The following is a 19,768-nucleotide window of genomic DNA, read 5'->3' as shown; positions in this document are numbered from 1 at the left end:
GCGCGGCCGCCATGTCGGCGCGGCGGAGGTTGTGGTGGCGGGGCGGCACGAATCTCGCTGTGGTCGTTGACTATCCACGGGCTTGCGAAGCTCGGGAACGCAAGCGCACGACCTGGTAGCCGATGGCGACGGCGACGATGAGCGCGGCGAGGAGCGGGTGCATGTCCTTCGAGAGACTGGGAGCGCGCTCGGGTCCGATTGCCCAGAGGATGAGTGGAATGGCGTAGGCCGCGGCAAGGGCGACGGCCCACCAGCGCAGTGCGCGCCGGCGAGTGCCGCGCAGGGTGCCGATCAGCGTGATGACCACCGGAACGATGGCCACCATGGCGGACTGCCCGATGATGAGCACGGGCATAGCCCAAGCCGAGACGGTGACGGGCAGCGAAATGGTTCGGGCGCTGCGGTGCGGCGTCGTGTCGGACACGTTTCCTCTTCCTGAGGTTGTTGTCGCAGGGCTTCAGGGGCGGGCTTCGGCGGCGGCCTTCAGGTCCTTCAGCCAGGCCTCGAGTCCCGCTCCGAGGAACGCGGTGGAGGTGGGTACGTCCGCTTCGACCTGTGCGCCGGACCAGTTCTCCTCGGTGCGCACCAGCACACCGCCGTCGACCTCGGTGAAGGTCCACACGTGGACGCCGTTGTCGATGCCGAGTCCGTCGCCGACCGCGGGCCCGCTCCAGCGAATGCAGTTGTCGGGCTGTACTTGCTGGACGGAGGAAGTGATCACCAGGGTGGTGGCGGGGGTTGTGGCAGTAGCGGGCGCCGGCGTCGTCCATTGAAACCGCGAGCCTTCCCGCAGTGGACCCTGATCCAGGCGCTTGATGCTGGTAACGGGCTGCTGCCACGCGGGCCAGCGCTCCACGCCGGTCTGCAATTCCCAGATAGCGCGCAGCGGCGCCTTGATCAACGTTTCGGTGCGGTACCGGATCTTGGCGTCGTCGATGCCGAGACCGCCGCAGGTCAGCGAAGCGGGGTGAGCCGCTGTCTGCTGACTTGGCTCTGCCCTGCCGGTGTCGCTCTCGTCGCTGCTACAGGCAGTCAATGCGAATGCGGCTGCCAGCGGGACCAGGAACAGGGCGGTGCGGACGCGAGTTTGGCGGCGGATCTGCGGGTTGGACATCTTTGCTCTCCTTCTTGGCTCGAACTAGAGCCATTCGATTTATTTAGAACCTATAACTGACTCGCTTGAGTGTCAATAGAGATTCTGAGGGCCACTAGAGATAGTGATAGGCTCTAAACATTTCCCAGAGCCTGGAAGGAGGCGATTGACGATGAGCACCGGCGGCACAGGTTCGCGGGAGCGCTATCGGGCCCAAGTACGCGCGGAGATCAAGCAGCACGCCTGGGAGCAGATCGCCACGGCGGGAGTGTCCGCGTTGTCGCTCAATAAGATCGCCAAACGCGTTGGCATGAGCGGCCCAGCGCTGTACTGGTACTTCGCCAGTCGCGACGAGCTGATCACCGAACTCATCCGCGACGCCTACCGCAGTCTCGCCGACGCCGTCCGGGCCGCGGTCGACTCCGGTGCCGACGTGACCGGCCTGGCCTACACCGTGCGGGAGTGGGCACTGCACGACCCCCAGCGATACTTCCTCATCTACGGCACACCCGTCCCCGGCTACCAAGCACCCGACGACACCACTGAGATCTCATCGGAAATCATGACGGTGCTGATCGAGGCGTTCTCCGCGCTGCCCGTGAACCAGCCGCCGACGCCGTTCGACACGCACCTGGAAGAACACCGCAACTGGGCTCAGGGCCACACAGTGCCCGCCGCGACCCTGCACCGCGCCGTGTCCTTCTGGACCCGAGTCCACGGCGTCCTCTCCCTCGAACTCGCCGGCCACTTCACCGGAATGAAGTTCGATCCTGCCCTGCTGTTCGCCGACGAAGTGAACACCCTGCTGACGCACTGACGGCGCTGATCATGTGTGTGCGCGACAAGCTCTGGTGACGAGATCGACCCACACGTCCGGATCGGTTGACCACAGGTTGTGGGCAACGCCGGGCAGCTCCTCGAACGTGCCGTGCGGGACCAAGGCGGCGAGTTGCCGCAGTGGCCAGGACGGGCGGATGTCGTCTTGCGGCGCAATGAATCTCATTACGACAGTGGAGTCGGCCAGTCGGCGGAGCACGTCGGGTTCGTGAATCCACTGGACGAACGACGCGCCCAGTGCGGCGTGCACGTCCGGTTCCCAGCGGATCTCGATGTCGGCTTCCAGATGCCGCAAGGACTCATACGTCTGAGACCACGTGCAGTCCTTGTGCAGTCCGTGCCCGGCGACACCGACCACGGATCCGACACGGTCGGGATGATCGAGCGCGTAACGCACCGCGAGGTCGGAGCCCCAGGAATGGCCGAGCACTACCCAGCTGTCGATACCTCCGGCTCGCCGCACCGATTCGAGATCGGCGACTGCCTGACCGAGGTCGTGTGGCCCGCCCGCCGAGCGTCCGACACCCCTGGGCTCCGGGTACCACGCCCGCATCCCGCGAGGCGCCAGCCCGTCATCCTCGAGGTAATGGACACAGCCGGGTCCACCGGACAGAACGACGACGTCCGGGCCATGGCCGGTGACACCGACATGCAGCAAGGTTCCGTCATCGGCCCGCACCATTATCGATCGCATTCCACCTCCTCCTGCTGCTGGCGAAATCGAGCGCGCCTGACAGGGCCAACGCCTCGGGGCCCTCGCTGACCAACAGCGACCGGCCACCAACTGGCTTCGCCGACAATAGCGTTCACGCGCATGGAAGGATCAGCCCGTGTGGTCACCGTTGCCGTTCGGGGAAAAACTCAGGGCTGAACTGGGTACGCCACGACGGGTTCGCGGACTGGGCAGCAGTCCGCGATCACGAGTATGGCGGGCCGAGCTGTCCGGTACGCCTGTGGTGGTCAAGCAGCTCGTCGGCGGCCCGGAAGACAGCGATGGGTATGCCCCGAGGTGGCTGCCCTGCAGCTCGCGTCCAGGGTCGATCCGCCCGTGGCGCCGATGCTTCTCGATACCGATCCTGGCTCGCGCGTGCTGGTGCTACAGCACTGCCGTCCGGCGTGCGAAACGAGCTGAACAGCCTGGTGGACCGTCTGATTCGAACTCCGAGCAACGCTCTGCTGCACGGCGATCCCTAGAATCCCCTGCACCGCAACGCTTCTCGCTCGGGGTTCAGCCGCAGGCCGTGACAGGTGGCTTGCCACTGAAGCAGAACCGTCCGCGGTAGCGCTCGACGGTCGCGCATCTCACCGCTAGCGCCGCGGCGACATCGACGGGCTTTGGGAGACAGCGCAATTCGGAAATTTCGCAGGAGGGCGGATGACCGGCTCTCCCCTCCAGTGAGCCGGTCACCCACCTCCCATACGACAGGCGGCGGTCTTTCCTGTTAACGGCAGCGGCAATGCAGGATGTTGGACTGCTGGGAGGCAAGGTGCTCCAACTCCCGCTCGGCGAACTTCCCCCACGACACTGTGATTTCGACCTGGGACGTTCGCACTTCGCTCTACCTTGGCCTGCCAAGGTAGATTACGGAGAGTGACCTTGGTGTGTCAAGGTAGGATACCGATGATGACCACCCCGAGAGTGCGAAGGCCGCCGGACGAGGCACGCCGGTTGATCCTCGACGCTGCCGCTTCGCTGCTTGCCGAGGGCGGTGTCGCCGCGGTGCAGGTCCGCGCGGTGGCCGCGCGGGTCGGCATGACCGACGCCGGCGTCACGCACCATTTCGGCAATCGCGAGAAGCTGCTCGCGGAACTCCTTCGACACGGCGGACGCCAGCTCCGAACCGCGCTGCAAGACGTCCTCGCAGCGTGGCTGGACCACGGCGCCGACCTCCTCGAGCTCGTCGAGTCTCTAGAGGCCTTGTACCGGCGCGGCTACGGAGAACTAGCAGTGGCATTGCGAGCCGCGGGTTGGCACGACCCGGGCAGCGGCATGCTCGATCCCGTCGTCGACGCCCTCCACCGCCTTCGGCCACCAGGTAGCTCCATCGACGAAACGCGACACGCGGTCGCCGCCCTCCACCAAGCGATGGCAACAGAAGCCCTCTACGGCAGCGACTTCCGGCGCAGCGCCGGCCTCACCGGCACCGCGGCAAACGACTCGACCACGCACGTGCACTGGTGGGCCCGCCAGCTCCACCTCGCGCTCGGAACCGAACCGGCACAACAGAACCCCCGTCAACCGAAATCGAAGAGCCGTCGTTGAGGCGGGCTGCTCCATACGGATAGCCGTGGGTGACGCCGATAGCACCAACGTCCAACAACGTGTTGTTCCGGACCATTGCTTTGCCGTCTGACAGATGGCTGGCATCCACGTGCATCAGGGGCACTTGCGGATTTGTCTGGTTCCAGATCCGTTCCGCACCAGGCGAAGTGCGCGTCCGAGTCAGTGCGGGAGTAGTGCGAGGGCGTCGCCGAGGAGATCTAGTTGGCAGAAGTAGTCGCGGCTGTTGAAGCCGAGCGCGATCTGGTCCGCGCCCGCTTGTGCGTATTCGGTGAGGCGGGCGGCGGCTTGCTCGGGGGTGCCTGTGATGGTGACGGCTTCGACGTGTTTCTCGGGCATGCCGAAGAATTCGCCGACCACGCGGTTCATTTCGGTGCGATCCTCGTCGTCTTCCGGCTGAGTACCGAGGACGGAGTGCAGGCCGACGTGGATACGCGGCGCTGGGCGTCCGGCCTCGGCGGCGAGTTCACGCAGTCGAGTCACCACGGTTCGGAGCTCGTCCGGGGTAAGGGCCGACGCCAGCCAGCCGTCCGCGCGGGTGGCGATGCGTCGCAGCAGCGGCTCGCCAGTGCCGCAGCCGACCAGAAGGGGCGGCACCGCCACGGCGGGGGCGAAGGTGAGGGCGGCCGCGTCGGGTAATGCTGTGGGTTTGCCTGCGAGCAGCGACGGCAGCAGGTCCAACGCGGTGTCGAGGAGCCGTCCGCGACCGCGCTCGGGTGCGTCCAGCGCCTGCCAGAACGGCGAGCCGGGGAAACCGCCGATGCCGAGGCCGAGTCGAATCCTGTTGCCGGACAGGTACTGCAATGTGTGCACCTGCGCGGCGAGCATCGCCAACGGCCGGGTCGGCACCGAGAGCACGCCGAAGTCGAGTGCCACCCGTTCGGTAACCGCCGCGGCGGTGGCCAGTACGACGACGGGTTCGAGGGAAACGGAGCCGTCGCCGAGAAGGACATCCGCCACGCCTAGGGCGTCGACTCCGATTGCTTCGGCGTACCGCGCGGCTCGTGCGACGCCGGTCGGGCCCAACGGGGTGATGTCGTCCATGGTGGGCAGCGCGACACCGATTTTCGGTTGTGTCATGACCATTCCTTCCGCTGTCGCCTCATTGTCGAAGCTCAACGGCACTCGAGGTCAAGTCTGGTCGGCCCGCGCCTATTCGCCGGTTCGGCCGTCGATGCTCTCACGAAGCAGATCCGCGTGTCCGTTGTGGCGGGCGTACTCCTCGACCATGTGCGTGAGGATCCACCGAAGGGTGTAGGTCTCGCCACTCGGGTGCCGGACGCCGACGCTGTCGAGCGACTTGCCAGCATCCACGATCTTCCTGGAGTGCGCACATTCGTTGCGCCACAACCGCATCGACTCGTCGGGGTCGGCATTCCCGACAATGAAGTCGGTGTCTTCAGCGGGGTCCTCCCGCCAGTACAGTGCCGGCGCTTCCACACCTTCGAAGACACGGGTGAACCAGGTGCGTTCTACATCGGTCAGATGGCGGACCAACCCGAGGAGCGAGAGCTTCGAAGGCGGCACGGCCTGCCGCCGCAGCTGTTCCGCGGTGAGCCCGAACACTTCCAGGCCAACGTGTCTCGCTGGAATTGGAGAAAGCCGGTGAGCGTCTCGCGCTCGCCGGCCACTTGGGGTGGTTCGCTTCGCTGGCTGGACTCCATGCGGCAATCATGCCGGGCCGGTACGGCTCACGCTTGGCCGAGGATCTGCCTCGTCTGTCGAACATTCGGTCGATCGGTTCCCAGGCAGCAGCATGCCGGACCGCGTAACGTGTTGGCCGCCAGCGCGATTCAGCCTATGAGGGGTGACGGCGGGACTGCGCGATGGGCGAACAGCGACTCACTCATACGTATCAGGTGAGTGAGTCAGGCAGAAGGGGTGCCCTGAAGGGTCGATGAGCACCCGCCAGCGATCGGGGGACGGCTGAAATTCGGCCTTGGTCGCGCCGCACTCGATCGCCGCTCGCTCGGCGATATCCAGATCGGTGACGAAGAGATCGAGATGCATCTGCTTGGGCACCTCGTTGCCGGGCCAATCCGGGGGCCTGTGGTCGACCACTCGCTCGACCGTCAGCATCACCCCCGAGCCCTGAAGCATAACCAGTTCCTCGGATTCGTACCGAACCTCGAAATCCAGCAACGCACGGTAGAACTGGCTGAGGTGGTGCGGATCCTTGCTGTCGAGCGAAATCGCACCGAACTTGGCTATCGCTGTCATAGCTCCCCCGAACTCATGGCCCGCCCATCGAGGGCCGCTTCCTGCCATCATTACCACAGCCCACTGATTCTGGCATCACCGGACACACTCGATCACACGGCCACACGAGATCGGGGGAGCGGGTCGACTTCCGCTGTGTGCATCGGGCCGACCTTGGTCCGAAGTGGGTCCCTCGCGCGTGCGCCATCCGACCAAACGTCCGAAACGTATTGCGTTAGAGCGACTTTCGGGTCGTCTACGATGGACATAAGGGTTGGCGTCGCGGCCTCCCCCATGACACGAATGGAGACCGGTCTCATGTCGGACATGAACAAGCGCAATCTCGTCTACTTCGAAAATCCCTCCATGCGCGGGTTGTACGACTGCATGGAAGAGTGGCAGCAGGCCACTGATCGGCGCCTGCTGTCCATCAGTGTTCAGCAAGATCGTGACAACTACTGTTGCATTGCCCTTACCAATCCCTCCGAGGTCGTGATCACCAGCGCCGACGGGCACAACCACGCGAATGTCACTCGGTTCGGGACACTCGCCGTGGATGCGCAATAACCCCGGCTATTCGGATGCCTGCATGTCGGCCACGATCTTCGCGACTCGATCGCTGGCGTGGGTCGCCCAGTGCGGATGGGTGGTGACGTAGAGCCGGTCCGCCTCGACCGCGGACAGAATGATCTCCGCGGCACGGTCGGCTGGCATGGCCTCGTCCGCCAACTGGGTGATCGCGCCGAGCGCGGGGGCGAACCGCTCCCATTGTTCGGCGGTGAGCGAGCCGAACCAGCCCTCGTCGGGCTGCGGCGGAACGGAATCGGCTTCGCCGAGTACTGATCCGATGCCATCGATAGCGCCGCGCAGCATCGGCGTATCGACCGGCCCCGGACACACCACGGTGACGCCGATCCCGGGCGCCAATACGCTCAGTTCGCCGTGGAGCGCCTCCGTCAACGAGACCACCGCGTGCTTACTCGCGGTGTACGGCCCGTTGAACATGCCGGTGGTGACGCCCGCTAGGGATGAAGTGTTGACGACGTGGCCCCGCCCTGCCGCGATAAGGTGCGGGACGAAGGCGCGCATCCCGTTGACCACACCCTGCACATTGACCGACCAGACCCGTTGCCAGTCTTCAGGTTCCACCAGCCAGATCGGCCCACCCACGCCCATTCCGGCGTTGTTGAACACCAGATCGACCCGGCCGAAGTGCTCCAGAGTGGCCTCGGCCAGCCGCTGCACCTGGGCCGGATCGGCGACATCCGTTGGTACCGCGATGGTGTCGGGCCCGATCTCGGCGGCGACTTTCGCTACCGCGTCGCCGTCGATGTCGGCGAGAACTACTCGTATCCCGCGCGTGCATAGTGCCTGCGCCACCGCTCGGCCGATCCCACTGGCGGCACCGGTCACCACTGCGACCTGTCCGGAGTGCAGTTCCATATCCATTCCTTCGGTTGACGATATTCGGATCGTTATCGAATGAGTGAGTGTTTCAATCACTTTCGGCAGCGGTCGCGCGGTCGAACAGCGTTGCCAGTTGGACCGCATAGAAATCCACATCGATCGCCGGATCTTCGGCGTATCGGATCGCGATGGTGTCGATGGCGGCACGCAGCGCCACTGCCATCACGTGCGGCTCGAAATCCCTGAACTCACCGGCGCTCTGACCGTCACGCAGGGCTTCCTCGAGCGGGGGCAGCGGCGAGTCGAGGCCCGTATCGTCGAGGAATGGTTCCCCGATGGCGGCCCGCGCGTTGCTGTTGAGCTCGATCAGGGCGCGCAGGACAGCGGTCCGCTCCCGCATGAAGTCCATGTTAGCGGCGATATACGCCGCCAGCCATGCCCGACGACCGGGCGCGGCCAGAACGCGCGGCCGAATGAACTCCACCGCAGCGTCTTTCGCCGCCACCACGACAGCCCGCATCAACTCTTCCTTGCCGCTGAAGTGATAGGAGATCAGCCTCGTACTGCTGAGGCCCGCGTGCTTCGCGATCTTCGCGAATGATGTTTGTGCGTAACCGGACTCGGCCAATACCTCGATCGTCGCGGCAACGATCTGCCTGCGCCGCTCCTCGGCCGCCGGAGACAGCGGCGCGGGTTCCGTTGTTACTCGCACAAGTAACAAATTACTCATCCAAGTAACGCTGCGCAAGCGCGCTGGCGAGACGACTGGTTGCACCACGAGATCAGTCTGGGTAAGGTGCCAAACTGATTGCATAGTGCAACCAGAAGGAGTCTCGATGACACAGTTGGTCCGCGTTCAGAACTTCAGTGTGTCCAGCGATGGATACGGTGCCGGGGAGGGGCAAAGCCCCGAGCGCCCGTTCGGCCATGCCGATCCGGGTGCGCTCTTCTTCTGGGCGGGCGCTACTGCCCACTGGCCCAACCGGACCGACCCCGGCGGAACCTACGGCCTCGACGACTACTGCACTCGCGACTTCACCAACAACATCGGCGCTGAAATCATGGGGCGCAACAAATTCGGCCCGCAGCGGGGTCCATGGCAGAACTATGACTGGCAAGGATGGTGGGGCGACGAACCTCCGTTCCACACACCGGTCTTCGTCCTCACACATCATGAACGGCCCTCGATTACCTTGGGAGACACGACGTTTCATTTCCTCGACGCGTCGCCGAAGGACGCGCTGGCGCGGGCATTCGACGCCGCCGACGGCAAGGACGTGCGCATCGGCGGCGGGGTCGCCACGGTCCGGGAGTTCCTCGAGGCCGACCTGATCGACACGATGCACATCGCCGTCGCGCCGGTCGAGCTCGGTCGCGGCGAAAGATTGTGGACGAGTCCCGACGAACTTGTCGACCGCTTCCATTTGGAGCAGATCCCGAGCCCGAGCGGCGTGGTACACCACTTCTTCTGGCGGCGGTGACATTCGGCGGCGGATCGCCGCCGGTGGCGTGGTGCGCCCGCGGTCAGCCGAAGAACCGTTCGGGGGCGGATAAGCACTTTTCAGGCTGCTCGATGTGGGCTATGTGGCCGGGCGTTGCGGGCCACGCCCAGTCTGCTGAAAACCGAATTGCTCGAAGGCGATTCAGGTAATCGGGCAATTCCTCAGGCCGCCAAATACGGGAGGGCGCACCGGCGAAGGCCGCCCCACGGGTGCGGTCAGGCCCGAAAATGGTTGCTCGAGATGGACAGTAGCGCGTTGCCCGCGGGGAAGCTCTGGCGACGAGGCTCTTGGCTGAGGCTGGCGGCGCCTGTTTCGCATTCCGTCACCGCGGCGCCGCGCCGGGGCGCACGTGCGAGCGCACCCCTTGCAGGCCGAACAGGATGAGAAGTTCGACCGCGCCGCCGTCGGCGCTGCCCAGCCAATGCGGCAGGGACGTATCGAATTCGGCTGCTTCACCGGCTGGCAAGGTCAGGTCACGCTCGCCGACCACCAGCCGCAGGCGACCGTTGAGCACGTACAACCATTCGAAGCCTTCGTGCGTCTGCGGAGTCGGTTCCAGCGGTTCCGGCCGAGCGGGGATGATCATTTTGAATGCCTGCACCCCACCCGGTCGCCGGGACAGCGGAACGAAGATCATGCCGAACCGCCGGATCGGCTTGAGATGGATCCGGGGGTCGCCGGTGCGCGGGGCACCGACGAGGTCGTCCAAGGGGACGTCGTAGGTGCGGGCCAGCGGCAGCAGCAACTCGAGGGTCGCCCGGCGCTGACCGCTCTCCAGCCGGGACAGCGTGCTCTCCGATACCCCGGTCGTCGCCGCGAGGTCGGCGAGGGTGATGCCGCGGTCGCGACGCAGCGCACGCAGCCGCGGCCCCACCACGTCGAGCACGTCTTCCGTTTCGCGATCCACGCGACCAGCTTGCCAGAACCGCAAGTTTCCGTGCCAAATCGTGGCGAGCCTGGCGAGACTGAACATGTCTCGACAGAAGGAGCCTCGATGAGTACCACCGACGCGGTCGCGTTCTGGGACGACGTCTACGCGACCCGCCCAGCCGCCACCGACCCGCAGCCGAACGACCGTCTCACCGAGACGGTCACGGACCTGCCGCCCGGCAGAGTGTTGGATCTTGGATGCGGCGATGGTGGCGACGCCCTGTGGCTCGCCCGCCGGGGGTGGCACGTCACCGCCGTCGACATCTCGGTCGTGGCGGTCGAGCGACTCGCAGACCTGGCCCGCTCCGGCGGCGTGCCCGACCGGGTCGTCGCCGAGCGGCATGACCTGCGCACGTCCTTCCCGCGGGGCCAATTCGACCTGATCTGCGCCCATTACCTGCACACCTCGTTCGACCTGGACCGAGCAACCGTCCTGCGTACGGCCGCGCACGCACTGCGCTCGGGCGGACTACTGCTGGTCGTCGACCACGGCTCCACCGCACCGTGGTCGTGGGACCAAGATCCGAACGTCCGGTACCCCACCCCGCACGAAGTCGCCGCCGGTATCGACCTGGACCCGGCGATATGGCAGGTCGAGCGAGCTGACGCGCCCCGCCGGATCGCGACCGGCCCAGGCGGACAGACCGCCGAGGTCACCGATCACGTCCTGCTCATCCGCCGCACCGCCTGACCCGCTCCCGACGAAGGAGACTCCATGCCCACCGCCCGCCGCCGCGACATCCCACCGCCTCGACTCGGAAGCAGCGAGACCGAAATCCTGCGCGGATTCCTCGACTACCTCCGGAATTCGATCGTCGCGAAGGTCGACGATGCTCCCGAACCACAAGTCCGAACGGCCGGAGTGCCGTCGGGCACGAACCTGCTCGGCCTGCTCAACCACCTGACCTTCGTCGAGCGCTCGACATTCCTCGGGGACAGAGTCACCAACTGGCAGGCGACGTTCCAGGCCGCACCGGCGGACAGCGTGGCCGACGTCGTCGCCCGCTACCGCACGACGGTCGAGCGCGCGAACCACATCCTCGATGGGTGCACCGACCTCGGCGCACCGGTCCCCCGCCCGCGTCCGGACCGCCCGGCTCCCAGCGTTCGCTGGGCGCTCACCCACATGATCGAAGAGACCGGCCGCCACGCCGGTCACGCAGACATCCTCCGCGAACTGATCGATGGCGCGACCGGGCGCTGACTCCAACACCTCCCAGGACAGGAACGAATGATCACCGCACCACGGCCGCTGTCGCGCCGCTCCCGCCGATCCGCGCGGACGCTGGCAACCGCCGCGCTCACCGTCCTACTCACCATCGGCACCGCGGCTTGCGCCACCCCGGCCGCCGACGACGTTCTCCCGTACGCGGCCGCTACCCAGGGCGACCCGCAGTTCGAGAACACCTTCCGGCACGAGTTCGCCGACGTCGACGGCGTCCGGATGCACTATGTGACCGGCGGCAGTGGCCCGCCGGTCGTGCTGATACACGGCTGGCCGCAGACCTGGTTCGGCTGGTGGCCGATCATGCCGGAGCTCGTGCGGAACCACACCGTCTACGCCATCGATCTTCCCGGCCTCGGCGACAGCACCGGTTCGCCGACCGGCTACGACAAAGCCACGCTGGCGCGGTATGTGCACACCCTGATCGCCGATCGGCTCGGGGTGCGCGACGCCCGCGTCATCGGGCACGACTTCGGCGCCGCGGTGGCCTTCCAGTACGCCAGCCAATTCCCCGCCGACACCGCCCGCCTCGGCTACCTCGACCTGCCGCTACCAGGGCCCGCGATCGACGCGTCCACCTACCGCTCGATGAGCTGGCACATCGCTTTCCACTCCCAACGCCGAGTCCCGGAGACCGTGGTCAGCGACGACGTCCGCGAGTACCTGGCGCTGTTCTATCCCCAAGTCTCGTTCGGCGGGACCGCTTTTGGTGGCACCTCGGATCGATCTCCGTTCACCGACGCCGAGATCGACGAGTACGCACGGACCTACCGACGGCCAGAGGTCCTGTCGGGCGGCTTCGAGCTCTACCGCGCCCTCGACAAGGACGTCGGCGACACCGTCGCAGCAGCACCGACATCTGTTCCAACCTTGCTCATGACCGCCCAGGGCCAGCTCGACCCGGTGCGGGCCACCGCCGCCCCGCGCATGACCAACATCGTGCGCGCGGTGGACGTGCCGAATGCGGGCCACTGGCTCGTCGAGGAGAACCCCGAGTTCGTCACTGCGGAGCTGCTGCACTTCCTCGATGGATGACCCCGCTCCCAGGGACGCGGCCCAGACGGTGGATAACGAACCATAAGTGAAAGGAGAGCACTTTACTCCTCTCCACTCTCAACTTATAGCGCACCGGGGGGCTTGCGGCAAGACCCGGGCCGTGCCGCAGAATTGCCCGGCTGAAGCTAGAACCTGTGGAAATGGGAGTACCGAATTGCGAGTAACTGACACCGACGTGATCATCGTGGGCGCAGGCCCGTCCGGTCTGATGCTGGCCGGTGAGCTGCGCCTGGCGGGGGTGCAGACGCTGGTACTCGAGCGCCAGCCGCAGCCCCGAGACACCCCGAAGGCCAGCGGCCTCGGCGGGCGGATCCTGGACTTGCTGCGCTACCGAGGCCTGCTGGACCGATTCGAGGCGGCCAGCAGCGACCCCCACCTGGCTCCTCGATTCCCGTTCGGCAATATTTATTTGGACTTCACACACCTGGAAGATCCGCCGATGCGGGCGTTGCCGCTCCCGCAGCTGGAAATCGAGCGACTGCTCGGCGAACACGCGCGCGAACTCGACGCCGACATCCGCCGCGGACACGAGGTGACCGGGGTGAGCCAGGACGATGCCACGGTGACCGCGGACGTGCGCGGCCCGGACGGCTCGTACCGGGTGACCGCCCGATACCTGGTCGGCTGCGACGGCGGGCGCAGCCGAATTCGTGACCTGGCCGGAATCGCGTTCTCCGGCACCACATATCCGGAGGTCAACAGGCTTGCGCAAGTCACCGTGCATGATTCGGTGACCGTGCTCGACAACGGGGATATCGACGTCCCCGGCCTGGGAACGATCCATTCCGGTTTCACGCGAACAGAGCGCGGTGTGTTCGCGTTCGCGGTCAACTCCGGGGTGATGTTCCTGCAAACCACCGAAGACGAGTCCACCGAATACGACGACGACGAGCCGCTGACCCTGACCGAGCTCGCGGACAGTGCTCGCCGCGTCCTCGGCGCGAATCTTCCCTTGGGAGAACCTACTCGGCTGACGCGCTACACCTTCAAGGATCGGCAGGCCGAACGCTACCGTGACGGGCGGATCATGCTGGCCGGTGACGCGGCCCACCTGTTCCCCGCCACCGGCACCGCGCTCAACGTCGGCATGACCGACACGGTCAACCTAGCCTGGAAACTCGGCGCCGACATCCACGGCTGGGCACCGGAGGGTTTGCTCGACACCTATCACGAGGAACGCCACTTCGCCGGCGCACGCGCACGGCTACAGACCCGAGCCCAGGTGGCACTGCGGCGCGGACAGGACCCCGCCGCCGAAGCACTTCGGGAAGTCTTCCAGGAACTGCTCGGCGACGAGCCGGCCTTGCGTCGCATGGGAGCCCTGGTCGGTGCCACCGACATCCGTTACCCGATGCCCGGCTCCGACCACCATCCCTTGGCGGGCACCTTCGTACCCGACCCCACCCTGCACACCGACCAGGGCATCACCAGCGTCGCGGAACTCATGCACACCGCACGGCCCATCCTCCTCGACCTCGCCGACCGCCCAGACCTGCGCGAGATCGCCCGAGACTGGCAGCCTCGCATCGAGATCCACACGGCCAAAACCGATCATCGACCAGCCGACCTCCTCCTGATCCGCCCGGACGCCCACATCGCCTGGGCCGCAACCATCGACCAACCCATCGACACCGCCGCACCCGCCCTGCGCGAAGCACTCTCCCGCTGGTTCGGCGCCCCGCTGGAAACGACAGTGCCGCCAGTAGATTGACCAGCCTGTTCCGAGCGAACGTGGTCCTGCCGCTGCCGCGATCGACACGCTCACGTTCAGCTCACTGCGCTAGTCCTTGATAGATGAGCCCCAGAGTCGCGCGGGGTGCTGCACAGCACCCCGCGCGACTCTGAATCGGCCTGCACCTGGTGATCGAGTTCACCTCCGCCGCAGCGTTTACGTTGCCAGTCCGCCGGACCGGAGTTTCGAGTCGAATCCGTCGACACCGATGATCCGGCAGACGCGCCAAGCCGCGGCGGCTGCGATCAGACAAAACTCGGAGCAGGTGGAAAACCGCGTGCGCACCCCCGCTCGGCTCGTAGTCGCGCGCAACAGGTTCCGCGCATGTGGTCGGCCCGGTGGAATCACCGGACGCACGCGGGGGCCGACGGGATAATCGGTGGGGTGCCCGATGCGGGCATGCCGGTCGAAAGGAGACCACGGTGTCGGACTCGCGCGATTCGCGGTCGTTCGCAGTGGGCACGCTCACCGGGGTCAATCCGCCGCTGGGCGCTGCGCGCTTCGTGGTGCGGATGGCTCGGCTGGGCCGGCTGGATTCGGTACTGGCGCCGGATCATTTGATCAGTGTGTTTCCGCGGGCCATGTGGGACACCGATTTCACCCCGCAGGCGAAAACGGTTCGCAGTCCGGACGAGCAGTTCGATTATGCGCCGCTGCTGGCACATCTGGCCGCCGGGGCGGGGCGTGTGCAGTTGGGGGTCGGGGTGACCGATCCGCATCGCAGACATCCGGTGCTGTTGGCGCAGACGTTCCTCACGCTGGCACATATGACGAAGGTGCCGCCCATCCTGGGGATCGGGTCCGGCGAACGCGAGAACCTCGATCCGTACGGATTCACCTGGAATCGGCCGGTTGATCGGCTCGAGGAGGCACTACAGGTGATTCGCGCGTCACTGTCCGCGGCGGAATACCTCGACTACTCCGGACGATATTACCGAATCGACCGGGCACCAATGGATTTGGCGGCACCGGCGGACCGGATGCCGCAGCTTTGGATCGGTGCGCACGGACCCCGGATGCTCGAACTGACGGGGCGATACGCCGACGGCTGGTATCCGTGGGAGACGATGTCGCCGCAGGAGTACGAGCGACGACTGAAGCTGGTCCACGCATCCGCCCGCACCGCCGGACGCGACCCCGAGGCGATCGTCCCCGCCCAGATGATCCAAATGCTCACCGCGCGCACGCATGCCGGGCTCCGACGACTGCTGCGCGCCCCAGCCGTGCGCTACCTGGGTTTGCTCGCACCGGACGCGGTATGGGTGCGCTACGGTGCGAAACATCCCTTCGGAGAGGGCTTCCGCGGCCTGATCGATCTGATGCCGCACCAGCTCACCAAGACCGAGGTGCAGGAGGCAATCGCGGAAGTCCCGGACGAGGTGCTCCACCACTGGCTCGTAATCGGCACTCCCCCAGAGATTTTGGCCCGCATTCGCACTCTCGCCGACGCAGGATTGCGGCACGCCATCGTCTTCCCCACCGCCGCCCTCGTATCCACCGCCGACGCGGCCTTCGGTTACGGCGTCGTGCTGTGGCTCGCGGCACGATTGCGGCGCCGAACCACGGTGTCCGACAGCTGAGCTGCTGGCCGCCTTGTTCAGCAGGGCTGAGTGGAAGTCCACGGTGGGATGGGGAGCGGTTGGTCCAGTAGGAATGAGCGGATGGTGTCGAAGTACGGTGTCGGCTGGTCGAGATAGATGACGTGACCCGAATTCGGCAGGCACACCAGAGTCGAATTGGACAAGGTGGTCCGATATTGGCGGGTCACCTCCCATGGAACGTAATTGCATGGGCCGGTGAGGATCAGCGACGGTGTCGGGTCGTGGGTGAGGGCCTCGCGGACTTGGGCCTGTTCGCCGGATCGGGCGTCGCGGACGGTGAAAACGTTGTCGTAGAAGCCGTACCCGGTCGTGGAGTCGGTCGGCACGTTCGCCGGGTCGCAGACCATGGCGGGAGCAACTAGGTGCAGATAGGTGGAGAAGTAGCTGTCGGCCTCTCGGTCCGAGATGAGATTGTATGCGGCCCGTGGGTTGATGCCGCCGAGGAGATACCAGAGGATGAACCGCGGCGAACCGGGCAGCAGGGCGTCGGCTTCCTGTCGCCGTTGCGGTGGTAGCCGTGACGACGGCGACCCGGTATCGACATCGCGCCACTGCGCATAGTCGATCGGGGCTGGCGAGGTGAAGATCGCACGATCGACCCGAGCTGGATGGCGTGCCATATAGCTCGCCACCAGGCTGCCGCCCCACGACGAACCCAGCAGGATCATGCGGTCGGTGGCAATGCGTTGCCGAAGTTCCTCGAGGTCGGCGACATGTCGGGCGACGGTGTATTCCGCTGGGTTGCTCAATCGTTCGGACAAGCCGCTGCCGACTTGATCGTAGAAATAGACGTCGTAGCCGAGCGCCGCGAACCGCTCGAAGAATCCGGTGAGGGACCGGTCCGCGACATTCCCCTCCCCCGGACCGCCCCCGACGACGACGATCGGGACCGAGCGCGGCGGGCCACCGGTCGGAATCTCGAGCACCGCAACCGTCGACCCCGTTGCCAGCGTCCAGTATTGGGTCTGAGCCGGCGGCTCCATCGACCGTCGCGCCTCCGGCGTACTTGGCAGCGGACGAAGAACGGTGAACGACGCGACAAGCAGCAACGCCGCAGTACCAACGGCAGCAGCGCCCGTGGCCACCCACCGTGCGCGGGGAAAGCGCATGAACCCCGCGATCAGCCGGACCATCACCCAAAAGACGACAAAGCAGCCGAACACCGCCGCCCCCAAAAGAACCGGTATCGCGGCACTCACAAAGCCTGCCCCGAAGAATGCGGCCACCGCAGCACCCCAGCCGAGAAGTATCGCCACGACCGCTGCCAGCATGCTCAGCGCATACCGACCCAGCCTTTTCCGTCCCGGCGATTTGTGGTTCATGGCAACCCCCAGGTGTAGCCCGCCTTCCATACTGCCGCGCACCGGCAAGCAATAACACTCAGCCGCAAACATTTTCACCCCAGTCGGTCGTCCGCGGCTGCGGCACGGGATGTCGGTCACCCCAGCGACAACAGTCTTCATTCAGGCGTCAGGTGAGGCGCGCCACATCTGCTTGGCGCATACCCCTAGGGGGTATATGTTTCTGAGCGTAGAAAGAACATGATCGGAAAGGCCGCGACAATGACCACGCAGACCCACACCAATCACCACGACCACACCGCACACGCGGCTCCCACTGCCCATGCCGGGCACGGCGGTGGACTGCCGGGCGGGCTCCTGATCACCCAGGACGGCTACACCTTGCAGCTCACGGAGCCGATCACCGAGCCAGGTGAGATCGACTTCCGGTTCCGGATCCTCGGGCCGGACGACAAGCCGGTCACCGACTACACCGCCATCCACGATCGCGAGCTACATCTGATCGTGGTGCAGCGCGAACTGACCGGCTTCTGGCACGTGCACCCGCAGCTCGACGCGGACGGCACCTGGGTCGTGCGCTTGAATCTCCCTGTCGCGGGCGCGTATCGCGTCTTCACCGATATCGCCCCTCGCGCCCTCGGCAAGACCATTACCCTCGGCGCGGATCTCGCCGTAGCAGGCCGATACGAGCCGCGCCCCACCCCGCACGCCGCGCGCATCGCGCTCGTGGACGGATACGAAGTGACCTTCGACGGCGAACTGGTCCCGGGCGAGGGTCGATTGCTCACGCTCACCGTTGGCAAGGACGGCGCACCGGTCACCGACCTGCAGCCGTACCTGGCGGCCTACGGCCACTTGGTGATCCTCCGTGCGGGCGATCTGGCCTACGTCCACGTCCACCCGAACGGCGAACCCGGCGACGGGGTGACCGCGCCCGGTCCTGACGTCACCTTCCATACGGCCGTGCCCGGGCCCGGAACCTACCGGCTGTTCTTGGATTTCAAGCACGGTGACGTCGTCCGCACCGTCGCCTTCACCCTGCCCACCGTCAACGCCTGATCAGCGAAACCTGTTGAGCGGGCGCATGCTCGCCACCTTTCGGAGAGGAGTCCCTATGTGCGCATGCCACTGTCCCAGCACCCGTGACCCGCCACCACCCGTACCGAGGAAGTGTTTCCGATGCGTTCCATCCCCATGTTCGCCACCCTGTTCAACCACCGTGACTACCTTCGACTGTTCATCGCCCAGGTGTCGGCTCTGTTCGGCACCGGACTGACCACCGTCGCGCTGGGGCTGCTCGCCTACGAACTCGCCGGGAGCGCCGCGGCCGCGGTCCTCGGCACCGCGCTGACCATCAAAATGCTAGTCTACGTGACGGTCGCGCCGATCGTGGGGGCCTATGCCGACCGACTTCCCCGTAGGCCATTCCTGGTACTGCTCAACGTGATTCGCGCCGCCGTGGTGCTGGCGCTACCCCTCATCGACCAGGTGTGGCAGATCTACCTGCTGATCGCGGTGCTGCAAACCGCCTCGGCCGCTTTCACTCCCACCTACCAGGCGATCATCCCCGACATCCTGCCCGATGAGCGCGAGTACACCCGAGCACTTTCGGCGGCGCAATTGGCCGCTACGATGGAAACTCTGCTGAGCCCGATGCTCGCCGCGGCAGCGCTTGCGGTGATCAGCTTCCATTGGCTTTTCGTCGGCACCGCAATCGGATTCGCCGTCTCGGCCGCCTTGGTTATCATCACCCGCATCCCGAACGCGGGTGCCGCTACTCAGGGATCCTTCCGGGAACGGATCTCGGTGGGCATGCGGATCTTCGCCGCGACACCGCGACTGCGCGGCCTGCTCGGATTGAATCTCGTGGTCGCCGCCGCCGGATCGGTGATCATGGTCAATACGGTCAACTACGTGCGCGATACCCTCGGCGGCACCCAGTCCGGCGTGGCAATGCTGCTGGCCGCCAACGGGTTCGGCACCATGATCGTCGCGCTTGCCCTGCCCCGGGTCCTCGATCGCGTCGGTGCCCGGCCGGTGATGGTCGCGGGCGCGACCACACTGATCGTCGGACTCGGCTCGGGCATCGCGCTCTCGGTTGCCGATGGCGGCGACTGGCGCTGGGGCGCCGCGATCGCGGTGTGGGCCATCATCGGTTCGGGCACCGCGGCGGTGCTGACGCCGACCGGTCAGGTGTTGCGCCGCTCCTCGCAACCCGCCGACCGTCCCGCACTCTTCGCCGCGCAGTTCTCGCTGTCACACCTGGCTTGGTTGATCACCTATCCGATCGCCGGATGGCTGACCACCGCCGCCGGTCTCACCACCACCTGGATAACGCTGGCGGCGTTCGCGGGGGCGGGAATCACTGTGGCACTGCGGATGTGGCCTCGCCACGACCCGGAGCAGCTGACTCACCTGCATGTCGTCGACACCCTCGACCCGGCCCGCCTGTCCGACGCCGACCGCGTGGATGAGCGCCACTACCGGCACACCCACGTCTATGTCATCGACGCCGAACACCGCCGATGGCCGACCCCGGCGGAACGGGAAACCGCTGCGGCGGCCTAACGATCCGATGCCGCACTGCCACAACCCGTACTGCCG

At 66.1% G+C, this 19,768-nt stretch carries 21 protein-coding genes; 11 read left to right on the top strand and 10 right to left on the bottom strand.

Annotated features, from left to right (window positions below):
* Positions 1–70: 70 nt before the first annotated feature.
* Both KV110_RS14970 and KV110_RS14965 read right to left on the bottom strand, forming a co-directional pair.
* A complete protein-coding gene (locus KV110_RS14970) occupies positions 71–424 on the bottom strand; it encodes a hypothetical protein (RefSeq protein WP_218476717.1) in 354 nt (117 codons plus the stop codon).
* 33 nt (positions 425–457) lie between these two features.
* Positions 458–1,114 carry an SRPBCC family protein gene (locus KV110_RS14965; protein WP_218476715.1) on the bottom strand — a complete coding sequence of 219 codons (657 nt, stop codon included), beginning with the start codon at positions 1,112–1,114 and terminating at the stop codon, positions 458–460.
* Between the two features lie 151 nt (positions 1,115–1,265).
* Between KV110_RS14965 and KV110_RS14960 the strand changes: the two genes are divergently transcribed.
* A complete protein-coding gene (locus KV110_RS14960) occupies positions 1,266–1,910 on the top strand; it encodes a TetR/AcrR family transcriptional regulator (protein WP_218476714.1) in 645 nt (214 codons plus the stop codon).
* A gap of 9 nt (positions 1,911–1,919) precedes the next feature.
* Here KV110_RS14960 and KV110_RS14955 read toward each other — a convergent pair whose 3' ends face one another.
* Positions 1,920–2,624 carry an alpha/beta fold hydrolase gene (locus KV110_RS14955; RefSeq protein WP_246634548.1) on the bottom strand — a complete coding sequence of 235 codons (705 nt, stop codon included), beginning with the start codon at positions 2,622–2,624 and terminating at the stop codon, positions 1,920–1,922.
* Positions 2,625–3,554: 930 nt separating this feature from the next.
* Between KV110_RS14955 and KV110_RS14950 the strand changes: the two genes are divergently transcribed.
* On the top strand, positions 3,555–4,193 hold the full coding sequence (locus KV110_RS14950; protein WP_218476712.1) for a TetR/AcrR family transcriptional regulator: 639 nt from the start codon (positions 3,555–3,557) through the stop codon (positions 4,191–4,193).
* 180 nt (positions 4,194–4,373) lie between these two features.
* On the opposite strand, the gene KV110_RS14945 is transcribed toward KV110_RS14950, so the two are convergent.
* The 3 genes from KV110_RS14945 to KV110_RS14935 form a co-directional block, all read right to left on the bottom strand.
* Positions 4,374–5,291 carry an LLM class flavin-dependent oxidoreductase gene (locus KV110_RS14945; protein ID WP_218476711.1) on the bottom strand — a complete coding sequence of 306 codons (918 nt, stop codon included), beginning with the start codon at positions 5,289–5,291 and terminating at the stop codon, positions 4,374–4,376.
* 72 nt (positions 5,292–5,363) lie between these two features.
* Positions 5,364–5,777, bottom strand: a complete 414-nt coding sequence (locus KV110_RS14940; protein ID WP_343224180.1) for a DinB family protein — start codon at positions 5,775–5,777, stop codon at positions 5,364–5,366.
* Positions 5,778–6,053: 276 nt separating this feature from the next.
* A complete protein-coding gene (locus KV110_RS14935) occupies positions 6,054–6,482 on the bottom strand; it encodes a VOC family protein (RefSeq protein ID WP_246634547.1) in 429 nt (142 codons plus the stop codon).
* A gap of 246 nt (positions 6,483–6,728) precedes the next feature.
* Between KV110_RS14935 and KV110_RS14930 the strand changes: the two genes are divergently transcribed.
* Positions 6,729–6,977, top strand: a complete 249-nt coding sequence (locus KV110_RS14930; RefSeq protein ID WP_246634546.1) for a hypothetical protein — start codon at positions 6,729–6,731, stop codon at positions 6,975–6,977.
* A gap of 6 nt (positions 6,978–6,983) precedes the next feature.
* On the opposite strand, the gene KV110_RS14925 is transcribed toward KV110_RS14930, so the two are convergent.
* Together KV110_RS14925 and KV110_RS14920 are read right to left on the bottom strand one after the other, a co-directional pair.
* The gene (locus tag KV110_RS14925; RefSeq protein ID WP_218476709.1) at positions 6,984–7,853 is read right to left on the bottom strand and encodes an SDR family oxidoreductase; all 870 of its coding nucleotides are present in this window, start codon (positions 7,851–7,853) and stop codon (positions 6,984–6,986) included.
* Between the two features lie 52 nt (positions 7,854–7,905).
* Entirely contained in the window at positions 7,906–8,547 is a 642-nt protein-coding gene (locus KV110_RS14920) for a TetR/AcrR family transcriptional regulator (protein ID WP_218476708.1), read from the bottom strand.
* A gap of 106 nt (positions 8,548–8,653) precedes the next feature.
* Between KV110_RS14920 and KV110_RS14915 the strand changes: the two genes are divergently transcribed.
* Positions 8,654–9,298: a dihydrofolate reductase family protein gene (locus KV110_RS14915; protein ID WP_218476707.1), complete on the top strand. Its 645-nt coding sequence runs from the start codon at positions 8,654–8,656 to the stop codon at positions 9,296–9,298.
* Positions 9,299–9,641: 343 nt separating this feature from the next.
* Here KV110_RS14915 and KV110_RS14910 read toward each other — a convergent pair whose 3' ends face one another.
* A complete protein-coding gene (locus tag KV110_RS14910) occupies positions 9,642–10,226 on the bottom strand; it encodes a helix-turn-helix domain-containing protein (RefSeq protein WP_246634545.1) in 585 nt (194 codons plus the stop codon).
* Positions 10,227–10,313: 87 nt separating this feature from the next.
* On the opposite strand from KV110_RS14910, the gene KV110_RS14905 reads away from it, so the two are divergent.
* The 5 genes from KV110_RS14905 to KV110_RS14885 all read left to right on the top strand — a co-directional run bounded on the left by KV110_RS14905 (position 10,314) and on the right by KV110_RS14885 (position 15,842).
* The gene (locus KV110_RS14905; RefSeq protein WP_218476705.1) at positions 10,314–10,940 is read left to right on the top strand and encodes an SAM-dependent methyltransferase; all 627 of its coding nucleotides are present in this window, start codon (positions 10,314–10,316) and stop codon (positions 10,938–10,940) included.
* A 24-nt stretch (positions 10,941–10,964) separates the two neighbouring features.
* Positions 10,965–11,453, top strand: coding sequence for a DinB family protein (locus KV110_RS14900; RefSeq protein WP_218476704.1), 489 nt, complete (start codon positions 10,965–10,967; stop codon positions 11,451–11,453).
* Between the two features lie 27 nt (positions 11,454–11,480).
* Positions 11,481–12,509, top strand: coding sequence for an alpha/beta fold hydrolase (locus tag KV110_RS14895; protein ID WP_218476703.1), 1,029 nt, complete (start codon positions 11,481–11,483; stop codon positions 12,507–12,509).
* 175 nt (positions 12,510–12,684) lie between these two features.
* The gene (locus KV110_RS14890; protein WP_246634544.1) at positions 12,685–14,241 is read left to right on the top strand and encodes an FAD-dependent monooxygenase; all 1,557 of its coding nucleotides are present in this window, start codon (positions 12,685–12,687) and stop codon (positions 14,239–14,241) included.
* A 443-nt stretch (positions 14,242–14,684) separates the two neighbouring features.
* Positions 14,685–15,842, top strand: coding sequence for an LLM class flavin-dependent oxidoreductase (locus KV110_RS14885; protein ID WP_218476701.1), 1,158 nt, complete (start codon positions 14,685–14,687; stop codon positions 15,840–15,842).
* Positions 15,843–15,859: 17 nt separating this feature from the next.
* Here KV110_RS14885 and KV110_RS14880 read toward each other — a convergent pair whose 3' ends face one another.
* On the bottom strand, positions 15,860–17,134 hold the full coding sequence (locus KV110_RS14880) for an alpha/beta fold hydrolase (RefSeq protein ID WP_218476700.1): 1,275 nt from the start codon (positions 17,132–17,134) through the stop codon (positions 15,860–15,862).
* A 291-nt stretch (positions 17,135–17,425) separates the two neighbouring features.
* On the opposite strand from KV110_RS14880, the gene KV110_RS14875 reads away from it, so the two are divergent.
* Together KV110_RS14875 and KV110_RS14870 are read left to right on the top strand one after the other, a co-directional pair.
* On the top strand, positions 17,426–18,223 hold the full coding sequence (locus KV110_RS14875) for a hypothetical protein (RefSeq protein WP_218476698.1): 798 nt from the start codon (positions 17,426–17,428) through the stop codon (positions 18,221–18,223).
* Between the two features lie 120 nt (positions 18,224–18,343).
* Positions 18,344–19,732 (top strand): MFS transporter, encoded by a 1,389-nt coding sequence (locus tag KV110_RS14870; protein WP_423710166.1) that lies wholly within the window; start codon positions 18,344–18,346, stop codon positions 19,730–19,732.
* Positions 19,733–19,768 lie beyond the last annotated feature (36 nt).

Source organism: Nocardia iowensis (assembly GCF_019222765.1).
In the GTDB taxonomy this organism is placed as follows: Bacteria; Actinomycetota; Actinomycetes; order Mycobacteriales; family Mycobacteriaceae; genus Nocardia; species Nocardia iowensis.
Note: the sequence above shows the minus strand (reverse complement) of the source record. Positions and strands in the feature narration are given on the sequence as shown.